Source organism: Massilia sp. CCM 8734, assembly GCF_011682155.1.
Taxonomy (GTDB): Bacteria; Pseudomonadota; Gammaproteobacteria; order Burkholderiales; family Burkholderiaceae_D; genus Telluria_A; species Telluria_A rubra.
Genome location: NZ_WHJI01000001.1, coordinates 307,849 through 322,192, shown reverse-complemented (window position 1 = coordinate 322,192; position 14,344 = coordinate 307,849). Strand labels below are relative to the sequence as shown.

8 protein-coding genes are annotated in these 14,344 nt (G+C 65.0%); 3 read left to right on the top strand and 5 right to left on the bottom strand.

Annotated features, from left to right (window positions below; translation table 11 throughout):
- The first annotated feature begins 89 nt into the window (after positions 1–89).
- On the top strand, positions 90–1,541 hold the full coding sequence (locus F2P46_RS01440; RefSeq protein WP_166884541.1) for a catalase: 1,452 nt from the start codon (positions 90–92) through the stop codon (positions 1,539–1,541).
- A gap of 33 nt (positions 1,542–1,574) precedes the next feature.
- Here F2P46_RS01440 and ligD read toward each other — a convergent pair whose 3' ends face one another.
- The gene (ligD, locus tag F2P46_RS01435) at positions 1,575–4,142 is read right to left on the bottom strand and encodes a DNA ligase D (RefSeq protein ID WP_166884539.1); all 2,568 of its coding nucleotides are present in this window, start codon (positions 4,140–4,142) and stop codon (positions 1,575–1,577) included.
- Positions 4,143–4,341: 199 nt separating this feature from the next.
- Between ligD and F2P46_RS01430 the strand changes: the two genes are divergently transcribed.
- Both F2P46_RS01430 and F2P46_RS01425 read left to right on the top strand, forming a co-directional pair.
- Entirely contained in the window at positions 4,342–4,686 is a 345-nt protein-coding gene (locus tag F2P46_RS01430; protein ID WP_166884537.1) for a hypothetical protein, read from the top strand.
- 189 nt (positions 4,687–4,875) lie between these two features.
- Positions 4,876–7,791: a VIT domain-containing protein gene (locus F2P46_RS01425; RefSeq protein WP_166884535.1), complete on the top strand. Its 2,916-nt coding sequence runs from the start codon at positions 4,876–4,878 to the stop codon at positions 7,789–7,791.
- Positions 7,792–7,955: 164 nt separating this feature from the next.
- Here F2P46_RS01425 and F2P46_RS01420 read toward each other — a convergent pair whose 3' ends face one another.
- The 4 genes from F2P46_RS01420 to F2P46_RS01405 all read right to left on the bottom strand — a co-directional run bounded on the left by F2P46_RS01420 (position 7,956) and on the right by F2P46_RS01405 (position 14,342).
- Positions 7,956–9,023 (bottom strand): hypothetical protein, encoded by a 1,068-nt coding sequence (locus F2P46_RS01420; RefSeq protein ID WP_166884534.1) that lies wholly within the window; start codon positions 9,021–9,023, stop codon positions 7,956–7,958.
- A gap of 1 nt (position 9,024) precedes the next feature.
- Complete coding sequence (locus F2P46_RS01415; RefSeq protein WP_229476825.1) at positions 9,025–9,606, bottom strand: sigma-70 family RNA polymerase sigma factor; 582 nt, start codon at positions 9,604–9,606, stop codon at positions 9,025–9,027.
- 105 nt (positions 9,607–9,711) lie between these two features.
- Entirely contained in the window at positions 9,712–11,157 is a 1,446-nt protein-coding gene (locus F2P46_RS01410; protein WP_166884717.1) for an efflux transporter outer membrane subunit, read from the bottom strand.
- Between the two features lie 8 nt (positions 11,158–11,165).
- Positions 11,166–14,342 (bottom strand): efflux RND transporter permease subunit, encoded by a 3,177-nt coding sequence (locus F2P46_RS01405; protein WP_166884532.1) that lies wholly within the window; start codon positions 14,340–14,342, stop codon positions 11,166–11,168.
- Positions 14,343–14,344: the final 2 nt, after the last annotated feature.

The following is a 14,344-nucleotide window of genomic DNA, read 5'->3' as shown; positions in this document are numbered from 1 at the left end:
CTATCGCTTGGATATATTTAATTGCCTTTGACTAACTAATGAGCTCAACTACACTTCTTGCATCGAATCACCACTGAGGAGTTGCAAGCATGAGCCAAGACCAACAGATCACCACCGCTTCCGGCATCCCGGTCGCCGACAACCAGAACTCCATCAGCGCGGGCCCGCGCGGCCCCTTGCTGCTGCAAGACTTCCACCTGATCGAAAAGCTCCAGCACTTCAACCGCGAGCGCATTCCCGAGCGCGTGGTGCACGCCAAAGGCTCGGGCGCTTACGGCACCTTCACCGTCACGCACGACATCAGCCACTTGACCAAGGCCCGGCTGTTTGCCGCCATCGGCAAGAAAACCGACACCTTCGCGCGCTTCTCCACCGTAGGCGGTGAGCGCGGCAGCGCCGACACCGAACGCGATCCACGCGGTTTCGCCCTGCGCTTTTACACGGAAGAAGGCAACTGGGACCTGGTCGGCAACAACACGCCGATGTTCTTCATCAAGGACCCGATCAAGTTCCCCGACTTCATCCACACCCAAAAACGCTGCCCGCGCAGCAATCTCAAGTCGCCCACCATGATGTTCGACTTCTGGAGCCGTGCGCCCGAAAGCCTGCACCAGGTGACGATGCTGTTCTCGGACCGGGGCACGCCCGACGGCTACCGCCACATGGACGGTTTCGGCAGCCATACCTATAGCCTGATCAACGCCGCCGGCGAACGCGTCTACGTCAAGTGGCACTTCAAGACGCGCCAGGGCATCAAGAACCTTAGTGCGGCCGACGCCGCGCGCATCGCCGGCGAAGACCCGGACTACGCCCAGCGCGACCTGTTCGGCGCCATCGAACGCGGCGACTTCCCGCAGTGGGAAGTGCGGCTCCAGGTGGCCAGCGAGCAGCAGCTCGATGACTGGGAAGCGCGCACCGGCTGGAATCCGTTCGACCTGACCAAAGTCTGGCCGCACCGCGACTTCCCGCTGGACCCGGTCGGCATCTTCGAGCTCAATCGCAATCCCGACAATTACCACGCCGAAGTCGAACAGGTGGCGTTTTCGCCGGCGAACGCGGTGCCGGGCATGGGCTACTCGCCGGACAAGATGCTGCAAGGCCGCCTGTTCGCCTACCACGACGCCCAGTTGTACCGGGTCGGCACCAACCACCAGCACCTGCCGGTGAACGCGCCACGCTGCCCGTTCCACAACCAGCAGCGCGATGGTGCGATGGCGGTCGATAACGGCGGTGCGGCGCAAAACTACGCCACCGTCAACGCCACGGGCAGCGCACCGCGCGGCATGGGCCACGGCGAACCGGAACTGGCGCTGCGCGGCGGCGCCGGCCGCTTCGATGGACGCGGTATGGAAGACGACTACACCCAGGCCGGCAACCTGTTCCGCCTCCTGACGGCGCAGGAAAAGCTGAACCTGTGCGCCAACCTGGCCGGTCCCCTGAGCCAGGTCAGCGACGAGATCCTGCAGCGCCAGCTGGCCCACTTCGACAAGGCCGACAGCGCTTACGGCGACGGCGTGCGGGCCGCGCTGAACATGAAGTAAGGATCCGGTGCGCGGGCCGCGCCGGCCCGCGCATCACTGCTTCTTGAAGCCCAGCTTCTTCATGGCCGCCGTCAGCGTCTTGGCGGCTTTTGCGTAGCCGTCCCACGGCGCGTTGCCGTGATCGAGACGCGTATGCGCGTTATGCACCGTCCACTGGTCGCCGGACTTGAGCGCGGCCAGTTCATCCCACCCCACCGGCACCGAAATCCCCAGCCCCGGCCGTACCCGCGCCGACCAGGCGCAGGCGGTGGTGGCGCCGCGCCCGTTGCGCAGGTAATCGATAAAAATTTTGCCGACCCGGTTTTTCGGGCCGCTCTTGAACGCAAAGCGCTCCGGCAGGGTGAGCGCCATATGACGCACCACCTCCTGCGAAAAGTCCTTTACCGTGTCCCAATCGAGCCCGCCCTTGAGCGGCACCACGACATGCAAGCCCTTGCCGCCGCTGGTTTTCAGAAAAGACGGCAGGCCCAGTTCGTCCAGGAATGCATGCATCAGCTGCGCCGCCTCCTGGATCGCGGCCCAGTCGACGCCCTCGCCCGGGTCCAGGTCGAACACCATGCGGTTGGGCGCCTCGTAGCTCTTGCCGATGGCATTCTGGGTATGAAACTCCACCACGTTCCACTGCGCCGCCGACAGAATGCCGCCCACGCTGCCCACTTCGAGCATCGGTGGATGCTCCGGGTCGAGCGCCGGGTCCATCTGCTTCACGCCGGGCAGCTTGTCCACGTCCGAGTGCTTCTGGAAAAACAGCTCGCCCCCCACGCCGCTCGGGGCGCGCACCAGCGACACCGGCCGCCCTTTCAGGTGCTCCATCATCAGCGCGCCGACCAGCGCGTAATAGCCAATCAGCTCGATCTTGGTGGCGCCGCTTTGTTTGTCGATCACGCGCTCGCCGTGGGTCACCTTCAGGGTTGCGGGCAGCTCGCCTAGCGGCGCCACTGGCTCCGCTTTCGCGCTTGCGCTCTTTGCTTCGGTTTTGCTTTGCGTCTGCATCGACTCCTCCATATGTGTGGCGACTTCACGCCCGATCGCCCTGGCCGGCTTGTCGCTGCGCAGGCCCTGGAACACGGCGTGGCGGATTGCCCCGGCGCTGGTCCACTCGGCAAAGCTGACCTCCGCCACCAGCGTGGGCTTGACCCAGTGATGCTTGCGGCCCGCCACCGCCTTGGACGGAAACGGGCTCTGGTCCGTATCGAGGGCGCTTAGTTTTTCTTTCAGGTCGCGCAGCACGGCCCGGGTAAAGCCGCTGCCGACGTTACCGGCGTAGCGCAGCACGCCGTCCTTGTCGTGGGTGCCGAGCAGCAGCGCGCCGATGCCGGTGCGCGCACCCTGCGGATCGGTATAGCCGCCGATGACGAATTCCTGGCGCTGGCCGCATTTGAGCTTGATCCAGTCGGGCGAGCGGCGCGTGACGTACAGCGAGTCGCGCCGCTTGCCGATCACCCCCTCCAGTCCCAGCTTGCAGGCGGCAAGCACGAGTTCGTCCGGATCGGTCCCGAATTCGCCCGAAAAGCGCACCGCGTCCGACGACGCCTTGCCAAGTGCCGCGCCAAGCAGCGCGCGCCGCGCCTCGAGCGGAACGTTGCGCAGGTCGTGGCCCTTGAAGTACGGCGCGTCGAACAGGAAGTACACAATGTCGGCCGTGTTCGCGCCGTCGAAGGCCAGTTGCAGCAGCCCGAAGTCGGGCCGTCCGTTCTCGTCATGGACCACGATTTCGCCGTCGTACCAGCCGTCCGGCAGCTTGAGTTTGAGCAGTTCCTTTTGCAGCGGTTCGAGCTTGTGGGTCCAGTCGTGGCCATTGCGGGTCATCAGTTGCACCTGTTTACCCTCGATCCGCGCCAGCAGGCGGTAGCCGTCGAACTTGACCTCGAAGATCCATTCGGCCGGGTCGCCCGGGGGCTGGTCGACCAGGGTCGCCAGTTCGGGCGAGAGCGACGCCGGCAGGGCCGCCTTGAGCGCCTGCGCCGGCATGGCGCGGCCGGTGGCCCCGGCTGCCGACTTGAGCGGCGCAGGCTTGGCTTTGGCTTTGGCCTTGGCGGCCTGCGCGCCCGGCATGGGCAACTTGCTGACACTGTCGGGCATCTCGTCGACCACCGAAAACTCGGCGGCGGACCTGGCGTAATCGTCTTTTTCCTTGATCAGCAACCAGGGCTCCTGCTTTTCACCCTTGCCCTTCATACGCACCAGCACCCATTTGCCGCGCATTTTATGGCCGTGAATCTCGAACTTGAGGTTTCCACCCTGGTAGCCCTTGTGCGGATCGCCCTGCGGCTGCCAGGTGCCCTTGTCCCAGATGATCACCTTGCCGGCCCCGTACTGCTTTTCCGGGATGGTGCCTTCAAAGCTCGCATACGAGATCGGATGGTCCTCCACGTGCACCGCCATCCGCTTGTCTTTGGTGTCGTAACTGGGCCCCTTGGGCACGGCCCAGCTTTTCATGGTGCCGTCCAGTTCAAGCCGAAAGTCGTAATGCAGGCGGCTGGCCCAGTGCTTCTGGATGACGAAGGTGAGTGCACCGGGAGTCGCCTCACCTCCCTCGGCCGGTTCGGACGTAATCGAAAAATCGCGTTTGGACTGATACACCGTTAATGCATCCGGCATGGCGGCAACCTCGTGAGTGTGGTTTTTTACCGATTTTGGGGCCAAGCGGACAGAACGACTGTTCGCCAGCTAACTGAGCGACTTTCCCGGCTGATTGTAAGTAGTTGTAAATCGCGTCAACTGGGATGCAAGTGGCCGCGTTAGTGAATCTGTAGCATCCAAGAATTGCTCCACCATATAACCACACTGAGGAAACACCATGAAAAAAGTTATCGCATCGTTGATCGCCGGTCTGTTCGCTACCTCGGTTTTCGCCCAGGCTCCTGCCGCACCTGCCGCTGCCGCACCAATCGCCAAAGCCGAAGCAAAAGAAACCAAAGCCGTCGTCAAAGCTGACGCAAAAGCTGCCAAAGCCGACGCAAAAGCCGATGCAAAAGTAGAAAAAGCAGCCGCTGAAGCCAAGTCCGACGTCGCCGAAGCCCACGCTGACGCCACCAAAACCAAAGCCAAAGCCCATTCGAAAGCTAAAAAAGCTAAAGCAGAAGCCAAAGCCGACAAAGCTGTCGACACCGCGGAAGCCAAAAAAGACGCAGCAATGAAGTAAGTTGTTCCCGCAGTGAGAAGAAAAAGACAGGCTCCCTGTCTTTTTTTTCGTCCCCGTTTTTGGTTTTTTAGTTCAAAACGCTCTTTTTGACAAAAACCGCGGTCATTTCACCCCGCTTCAACCCCTTTTTGCCCGCCGCTCCGTTTCATCGTCAATGCCGGCACCAGCGTCGGCCAACCGGAGCCTCCCATGTCGAACCGAATCGTGCCCCTGGCGCTGCTGTTGTCGACCAGCGCCCTCACGTACGCGCAATCGCCCCGCCTCATTCTCCGTCCACCACCGTTAATGCAGAGCGCCGCCGACGCCAGGCCGATCGAGCTGCAAACGCTCTCGATCAGCGCCGACATCAGCGGCGGCATGGCGCAAACGACGGTGCGCATGGAGTTCTACAACCCCAACGCGCGCCAGCTCGAAGGCAAGCTGCAGTTTCCGCTGCCCGACGGCCAGCAGGTCAATGCCTTCGCCCTCGATATCGACGGCAAGATGCGCGCGGCCGTCCCGGTTGAAAAAGAGCGCGGCCGCGCGGTATTCGAAGAAATCGTACGGGCCGGCGTCGACCCCGCCCTGCTCGAAGTCACCCAAGGTAACAACTTCAAACTGCGGGTCTACCCCATCATGCCGGGCAAAACCCGCACCGTGGAACTGACCTACGCCGGCCCGTTGATGCGCAGCGGCGCCAATTGGGTCTATCAACTGCCGCTCGCCTTTGGCGAGGTGCGCAATTTCGACCTGACCGTCCGCGTCAACGACGCCGCCGAGGCCCCGCTGGCGCTGGCCAACGGCCACGACCTGCGTTTCGAGCGGACCGCCGGCGCCTACGAAGCGCGCCTGCGGCGCCAGGACTACAAGGCCGAGCGCGGTATCGGCATCCAGACCGTCGCCGGCAAGCAAGCGCGCCTCTATCAGGAGACCCGTCTCGGCCAAACCTGGTTCCTGGCCGAGATTCCGGTGCCGCCGACCCATGTGGCGCGTGCGCGTCCGCGCGTCATCGGCCTGCTGTGGGATAGCTCCGGCTCGGGCGAACAGCGCAACATTGAACAGGAACTGGCCGCACTCGACGCCTATTTGCGCGCGCTTGGCTCGGTGCAGGTGCGCCTGACGCGCCTGCGCGACCGTCCCGAAGCGCAGCAAGTGTTCGACATCCGTGGCGGCGACTGGAGCGCATTGCGGCGCGCGCTTGAAAGCACCCGCTACGACGGCGCCAGCGCACTCAATGACTGGAAGCCGGAAGCGGGCGTCGACCAGTACCTGCTGTTGAGCGACGGCCTGTCCAACTATGGCCTGGCGCGCGCGCCGGTGCTGGCGTCGCACCAGGCGCTGTTTGCGCTGGTCTCGTCGGCGTCGTCCGACACCAGCCGCCTGGCCGCACTGGCCGAACGCAACCGGGGCCAGATCATCCGTATCAATCCCGCCTCGCCGGGCGAGGCCAGCGACATCCTGCTATCAACCCAGGCGCGCATCGAACAGGTGCAGGCGAGCGGCGCCACCGACATCGAAGCGGGCAGCGGGCTGGTTGAAGGCGGCATGCTGCGCATCGCGGGCCGCCTGCTCAGCACCGACGCGACCCTGAACGTCACGCTGGCGACCGGCGAGAAGAAGGAAACCATCAAGCTGCAGCTCGGCGCCGACAGCGCGCAGCATCCGCTGGCCGCGTCCACCTGGGCGGCGCTGCGCCTGCGCGCGCTGGAAGCGGACCCCGAGCTGCACCGCTCCGAAATCGGCCGCATCGGCCGCCGCTTCGGCATCCCGACCCGCGAAACTTCGCTGATCGTGCTCGATCGGCTGGAAGACTACGTGCGCTACGAGATCGAGCCGCCGCAGGACAAGCGCGACGCCTGGCGCAAGCTCAAGGACCAGCGCGGCGGCGAGCGCAGCGCCGCGCGCGTCAAGCATCTGGATCAGGTGGTCAGAAATTTCGAGAGCCGTACCGCGTGGTGGAACACGGCCTTCGAGCGCGCTCCCGCCAAACCCGCACAGGAACGCGCCATGCCGTTCGATAACCTGAGGGAGGCGCCTCGCGCGCCGATGGCCATGCCTGCCCCCATGCCAGTGCCGGCACCGATGGCGGCGCGCGCGCCCTCGCCACAACGCGTCGAGATAACGGCCAGCGCGATACGAAGCCGTGACGCGGAATCGATCATTGCGCCCCAGGGAGTATCGTCCAAGGAAAAAGACGTCGCCGAACGCGCGCCGTCGATCGGCATGGGCCTGAAAAAATGGGTGCCGAACGCGCCCTACCTCAAGCGCTTGCGCGACGCCGATGCCGCCACCGTCTACACGATTTACCTCGACCAGAAACCGGACTACGCCAACAGCAGCGCCTTCTACCTCGATGCAACCGACATCCTGCTCGAAAAAGGCCAGCGCGACCTGGCCCTGCGGGTGCTGTCGAACCTGGCCGAAATGGACCTCGAAAACCGCGCCGTACTGCGCATTCTCGGCTACCGCCTGCTGCAGGCCGGCGCGCCGCAACTGGCGGTGCCGGTGTTCGAAAAAGTGCTGCGCCTGGCCGGGGAAGAGCCGCAATCGTACCGCGACCTGGGCCTGGCGCTGGCCGCCACCGGGCGCACGCAGGAAGCCATCGACACCTTGTACGAGGTGGTGGAGCGCCCGTGGAACGGCCGTTTTCCGGATATCGAAACGATCGTGCTGGCCGAAATCAACGCCATCGTCGCCGCCGCGCCCAAGCCGCTCGACCTGCGCCGCATCGATCCGCGCCTGCGCGCCAACCTGCCGCTCGACTTGCGCGTGGTGCTGACCTGGGATGCCGACAACAGCGACATGGACTTGTGGGTGACGGCGCCGAATGGCGAAAAATCGAGCTATGCAAACCGCTTGTCGAGCCAGGGGGCGCGCATGTCCTATGATTTCACGGGCGGCTACGGGCCGGAAGAGTTTTCGCTGCGGCGCGCGGCACCGGGCAAATACAAAATCGAGGCCAATTTCTACGGCAACCGCCAGCAGGTGGTGGCCGGCGCGACGACACTTCAGGTCAAGCTGTTCACCGCCTTCGGCACGGCGCGCCAGAAGGAACAAGCCATCACCCTGCGCCTGAAGGACCGCAGGGAAACTGTATTCGTGGGTGAGTTCGACATCAAGCCCTGAACGGGCCACGCGGCGCGCCGGAAAACGATGCGCCGCATTTCAACGTCACCGATCGTTCCCGATATCCTGGCCGGCCAGCCGCGCCACGATATCGCATTCCACCGGCAATCTGCCTGGCGCCGGCTTACATCGCGCGAACCCGCGCTCGCGGCATCATTGCCTTGTCACTGCTTGATCGCGGCGATCCGGTCGCGCGTTGCGGCCGGTACCGGATAATCGGGATAGGCGGCGCGGAACCTGGCCCATTCGGCCAGCGCGTCCTTGTCCAGCTTCGCCTTGAGCATGGCGTCGATCACCGCCAGCCAGTCGTGCGCGCGCTTGTCATGGGCATCGAACGCTCTCGCCTTCGACAGCTCCAGGTCGCTCTTCGACTCGCGCCCCGCCACGCGCGCCGGGCGCGCGGCCGGCGCCGCGGCAGCCGCCCTCGCGTCGTCGGCAACCGGTTCGGCGGGAGGCGCCGCCGCCACCCTCACCGGCGCTGGTGCCGGAGCCGCCACCGGTTCAGGCGCCCGCGCTAAAGCCACTGGCGGCGGCGACTGCACCTCGGGGACCGGGTTGTCGCTGTTGTACCCTTGATACGGCTGCTTCGAATCCTTCTGCTTCAACGCCTCCACCGGCAGCGTGCTTTCGGCAGCCGTGCGTTTGATCGACGAGCCGGTGATTTCAACACGCTGAAGTTCTTGCGATGGCGGTGCGGCGGCCACCTGCACCGGCGCTGGCGAAGGCGGCGCCGCCTTCATGACAGGGGTCGGCGCGGGCGCCGCAGAAGCCTCCACGCTGGCCGGAGCGGGCGCCGAAGGCGCCGGCACATCCATCGCCACCGGCGGCGCGGGCCGCTCCATGTCGAGCGTCACGTTTGCCACGACCTGCGGCGCTTCCGCAGTCGGAGCGGCGGCCATCCCGCCTTCCATGCCCGCCCCGCCGCCGCTGCCCTGGTAAACCTGGTGCCCCAGCACGCCGGCCAGCACCCCCGCCGCAATCCCGGCCGGAATGCGCCAGCGCCGCCCCAGGCCGGGGGCCAGCCGTGGCGGCGCGCCTTCGATGACGGCGTCATTGGCCGCCGCCGGCCGCGCCGCCTGAGCCGCCCTGGCCTCCTGCTCCAGGCCCGCCTTGACATACCCCAGGATGGCGGCATCGAGCTTGGGACTGGACGCCGGCTGGGTCAATCCTTGCAGACGGCGCGACAGATCGTCTTCCCCACGCAGGAAGGCGTCGAATTGTTCGTCGCTCATGTCATCGTTGTCCACTCAGGCTCCCTTCGCGCAGTTTGCGCATGGCGTAGCGCAAACGGCTCTTGACCGTTTCCACCGGTGCTGCTACCACGGCGGCGATGTCTTCGAGGCTCATGCCGCAAAACTGTTGCAGCACCAGCGCCTCTTTCTGCTCGCTCGGCAGGCCCGCCAGTGCTTCATGCAGGCTGTCGTTGCGCTGCTTGTGTTCGAGCGCCACATCGGGCGAGACCACATCCTGCGCCGCATCGGCCAGCGAGTCAAATACGTCGCGGCCATCCGTGCCGCTGCCCAGCTCCGCCGCCAACAGCGGTTGCTGCTGGCGCAGCAGGTCGAGCAGGCGGTTGCGGGCGATCTGGAACAGGTAGGTGCGAAAGGCCGCGTCGGGCTGATAGCGGCTGCGCGCGTGATGCAGGTTGATCCAGCTGTCCTGCACGATCTCGTCGACCCAGTCCGCGCGCGGCGAACGCCAGGCGACGAAGCGGTACAGGCCCGCATGGTGACGGCGATAGAGCTCCTCGAAGGCGACCAGGTCGCCATCGCGGTAGCGCAGCATGAGCTGCTCGTCTTGTAGGGTGGCGGGCATGTGCCGCCATTGTATGGCTTGCCCTGTGAATACGCAAATGGCGCGGCTGGTCGGCCGCGCCATGTGAGAGGGGATTACCGTTCCACTACCGGGGGCCTCAAAAACCTACTGCCAGCCGCCGCCCAGGGAGCGAATCAGCGCCACGGTGGTCACCGCGCGGTCACCCCGCAGTTGCACCGCGTTGCGCTCGACCGCAGCCAGGTTGCGCTGGGAGTCGAGCAGGTCCAGGTAGCTGGAACGGCCGGCGTTGTACAGCTTTTGCGCCAGGTCGGCCGAACGGCGCGCCGACACCACGGCCGCGTCAATCTGCTCGGTCTGGCCGGCCAGGATGCGCAGGCCGGCCAGGTTGTCTTCGACTTCGGCAAACGCCACCAGCACGTTCTGGCGGTAGCTCGCCACCGACTCTTCCAGCACCGCTTCGCTGCGCGCGATGTTGGCCTTGTTGCGACCACCGTCGATGATTGGCATCGACAGCAGCGCGCCCAGCACCCACGAACGCGCGCTCCAGTTAAACAGGTTGCCGCCGCCGCCCGATTCGGTGCCAAGGCCGCCGGTCAGGCTGAGCGACGGGTACATGGCCGTTTTCGCCACGCCGATGCGCGCATTCGCGGCGATCATCGCGCGCTGGGCGGCGGTGATGTCGGGACGGCGCTCCAGCAGGGCCGACGGCAAGCCGGCCGGAATGGCCGGCAGCAGCGCCGACTCCACCAGCGGGTTGACGTCGGCGCTGAACATGGCCGCCGGTTTACCGAGCAGCACGGCCAGTGCGTGCTCGTATTGCACGCGCTGGCGTTGCAGGCCGATCGCCTCGGCGCGCACGGTCGACAGTTCGGTCCTGGCGCGGGCCAGGTCGAATTCGCCGATGTCGCCATTGTCGTAACGGCTCTGGTTCACTTTCACGCTCTGGGTGCGCAGGTCGACCGTGCGCGCCAGGGTGGCCAGTTCGGCGTCCGTTTCGCGCAGCTTGAAGTAGGTCTGCGCCACGTCGGCCTGCAAGGCCAGCAGCACCGACTTGTAGGTCGCTTCGCTGGCCGCCGCGTCGGCATTGGCCGCGCTGACATTGGCCGCCACGCGGCCGAACAGATCAAGCTCGTAGCTGGCCGTCAGCCTGGCCTGGTACACATTGCCGGGGGCGACCGACGCGTCGTCGGCAAGCCCGCGCGAGACGCCCGAGGTGCGGCTGCGCTGCGCGCCCATGCCGGCGCCGACCTGCGGCGAGCGGTCCGCTTGCGAGATGCCGGCCAGCGCCCTGGCCTGCTTGACGCGCGCCGCCGCCACCGCCAGGCTGGCGTTGGCGTCGGTCGCCTCGCGGATCAAGGCGGTGAGGTTGGCATCGCTAAACGCCAGCCACCACTCGCCGCGCGCCTGCCCTTCGGCCGGCTGCGCCACTTTCCAGCGGGTGCCGTCGGCCGCCTGCAAGGGCTCGGACGACTCCTTGAAGGCGGACGGCATGTCGAGCGCCGGCGCTTTCAGTTGCGGGATGCTGGAACAGGCCACCAGCAGCAGCGCCGCCAGCAAGGGTGACATGCGCCTCATGATGGTTGTCTTCATATCAGTCATTACACTGCTCCTTCCAGATGCGCAGGCACTGCCACGCTTGATTTCTTTTCCAGCTTCTTGGCGAAGGTACGCAGCAGCACGTAGAACACCGGCGTGAGGAACAGGCCGAAGAAGGTCACGCCCAGCATGCCGCCGAACACCGCCACGCCCATCGCATGGCGCATTTCGGCGCCGGCGCCGCTCGAGAACACCAGTGGCACCACGCCCATGATGAACGCGATCGACGTCATCAGGATCGGACGCAGGCGCAGGCGGCACGATTCCAGCGCCGCTTCGACGATGGTGCGGCCGTGGTCTTCGAGTTCGCGGGCGAATTCGACGATCAGGATCGCATTTTTCGACGCCAGCCCCACCAGCACGAACAGCGCGATCTGGGTGAAGATGTTGTTGTCGCCACCGGTCAGCTTGACGCCGACGAGGGCGCACAGGATCGACATCGGCACGATCAGGATCACCGCCAGCGGCAGCGTCCAGCTTTCGTACTGCGCCGCGAGCACCAGGAACACCAGCAGTACGCACAAGGGGAAGACCAGCACCATCGTGTTACCCGACAAAATCTCCTGGTAGGTCAGTTCGGTCCATTCGTACGACACGCCTTTTGGCAGCGTTTCGGCAGCGATCTTCTCCAGCGCGGCCTGGGCCTGGCCGGACGAGACGCCAGGAGCCGGGCCGCCGTTCATGTCGGCCGATACGTAGGCGTTGTAGCGCTGCACGCGGTCCGGGCCATAGGTATCCTTGATGCGCATCAGCGACGACAGCGGAATCATCTCGCCCTTGTCGTTGCGCACCTTGAGCTGGGCGATCTGGTCGGCGTGCGAGCGGAACGGCGCATCGGCCTGCACGCGCACCTGGTAGGTACGGCCAAACTGGTTAAAGTCGTTCACGTACAGCGAACCGAGGTTGATCTGCAAGGTCTGGTAAATCGTCGTCAGCGGCACGCCGAGCTGCTTGGCCTTGACCTTGTCGACGTCGGCGAACAGTTGCGGCACGTTGATCTGGAAGCTGGAGAACACACCGGCCAGCTGCGGGTTCTGCCAGGCTTTCATCTGCATCGCCTGGGTCGCCTTGTACAACTCGTCGTAGCCCACGTTGCCGCGATCCTCGATCATCATCTTGAAGCCGCCCACGGTGCCAAGGCCGTTGACCGGCGGTGGCGGGAACACCATGATGAAGGCGTCCTGGATGGCGCCCAGGCGTTTGTTCACCTCGGCCGCGATCTCGGGACCGGACATGCCTTTGCCGGTGCGCTGCTCGAAAGACTTGAGCGTGACGAACACGATGCCGGCGTTAGGCGCATTGGTAAAGTCGTTGATCGACAAGCCAGGGAAGGCGATCGACGATTCCACACCCGGCACCTTGGCCACGATGTCGGACATCTGGCGGATCACGGCGTCGGTACGGTCCAGCGAAGCCGCGTCGGGCAATTGGGCAAAACCGACCAGGTACTGCTTGTCCTGGGCCGGCACGAAGCCGCTCGGCACCGCCTTGAACATGAACACGGCGGCCACCGCCAGCACGGCGTACACCATCAGCGAAATGCCCTTGCGTTTCAGGACCACGTTCACGCCACCTTCATACTTGGTCGACGCGCGGCCGAAGAAGCGGTTGAACCAGGCGAAGAAACGGCCGAACAGTTTGTCCATCACGCGCGTCAGTCCATCTTTCGGCGCATGGTGCGGCTTGAGCAAGGCGGCGGCCAGGGCCGGCGACAGGGTCAGCGAGCTGAATGCCGAAATCACGGTCGAAATGGCGATCGTCAGCGCGAACTGGCGATAGAACTGGCCCGACAGGCCGGCCACGAAGGCGATCGGCACGAACACGGCGCACAGCACCAGGGCGATGGCGATGATCGGACCGCTCACCTCTTTCATCGCTTGCACGGTGGCGTCGCGCGGGCTCAAACCCGCTTCGATATTGCGTTCCACGTTTTCCACCACCACGATGGCGTCATCGACCACGATACCGATGGCCAGTACAAGGCCGAACAGGGACAGCGTGTTGATCGAAAAGCCGAAGCCCAGCATCACCGCAAACGTGCCGATGATCGATACCGGCACGGCCAGCAGCGGAATGATCGATGCGCGCCAGGTTTGCAGGAAGATGATCACCACCAGCACCACCAGGGCGACCGCTTCGAGCAGGGTGTGGATGACGGACTTGATCGATGCGCGCACGAACTGGGTTGGGTCGTACTCCACGCTGAAGTCGACGCCTTCGGGGAAGTCTTTCTTCAGTTCCGCCATTTTGGCGCGTACGTCGGCCGACAGTTGCAAGGCGTTCGCACCCGGCGCTTCGAAAATACCGATGGCGGCGGCCGACTTGTTGTTGAGCAGCGCGCGCAGGGAGTAGGAATTCGATCCCAGCTCGATCCGCGCCACATCCTTGAGGTGGGTAATGGCGCCGTCGGCGCCGGTGCGCACGATGATGTCGCCAAATTCCTCGACCGACGTCAGGCGGCCCTGGGTATTGACGGTCAACTGGAATTCCGCGCCTTTCGACGGCGAAGCGCCGATCACGCCGGCGGCGACCTGCACGTTTTGCTCGCGCACCGCGGCCACGACGTCGGACGCGGTCATGCCGCGCGCCGCCACCTTCTGCGGATCGAGCCAGATGCGCATGGCGTAGTCGCCGGCGCCGAACAGCTGGGTGTCGCCCATGCCCGGAATACGCGCCAGCTGATCCTTCACGTTGAGCACCGCGTAGTTGCGCAGGTAGACGTCGTCATAACGGCCGGTCGGCGACAACAGGTGCACCACCATGGTCAGGTTGGGCGAACTTTTGACCGCCGTCACGCCGATCTGGCGCACTTCTTCGGGCAGGCGCGGCAAGGCGCGCTGGATGCGGTTCTGCACCTGCGACTCGGCCTGCTCGACGTTGGTGCCGACCTTGAACGTCACGGTCAGCATCAGCGAGCCGTCCGAGGTGTTCTGCGACGACATGTACAGCATGTTTTCGACGCCGTTGATCTGCTCTTCCAGCGGGGCGGCGACGGTTTCGGCGATCACTTTCGGGTTCGCGCCGGGATACTGGGCGCGCACCACCACCGATGGCGGCACCACGTCAGGATATTCGGAGATCGGCAATGCAAAAATCGACAGCAGGCCGGCCACGAATATGATGATCGACAGGACGGCCGCGAAAATCGGCCGGTCGATGAAAAATCGTGAAAAGTTCATGT

Excerpts from the sequence above, each read along its gene's own strand:
- F2P46_RS01440 (WP_166884541.1), top strand. The coding sequence starts at position 90 with ATGAGCCAAGACCAACAGATCACCACCGCTTCCGGCATCCCGGTCGCC.
- ligD (WP_166884539.1), bottom strand. The coding sequence starts at position 4,142 with ATGCCGGATGCATTAACGGTGTATCAGTCCAAACGCGATTTTTCGATT.
- F2P46_RS01430 (WP_166884537.1), top strand. The coding sequence starts at position 4,342 with ATGAAAAAAGTTATCGCATCGTTGATCGCCGGTCTGTTCGCTACCTCG.
- F2P46_RS01425 (WP_166884535.1), top strand. The coding sequence starts at position 4,876 with ATGTCGAACCGAATCGTGCCCCTGGCGCTGCTGTTGTCGACCAGCGCC.
- F2P46_RS01420 (WP_166884534.1), bottom strand. The coding sequence starts at position 9,023 with ATGAGCGACGAACAATTCGACGCCTTCCTGCGTGGGGAAGACGATCTG.
- F2P46_RS01415 (WP_229476825.1), bottom strand. The coding sequence starts at position 9,606 with ATGCCCGCCACCCTACAAGACGAGCAGCTCATGCTGCGCTACCGCGAT.
- F2P46_RS01410 (WP_166884717.1), bottom strand. The coding sequence starts at position 11,157 with ATGAAGACAACCATCATGAGGCGCATGTCACCCTTGCTGGCGGCGCTG.
- F2P46_RS01405 (WP_166884532.1), bottom strand. The coding sequence starts at position 14,342 with ATGAACTTTTCACGATTTTTCATCGACCGGCCGATTTTCGCGGCCGTC.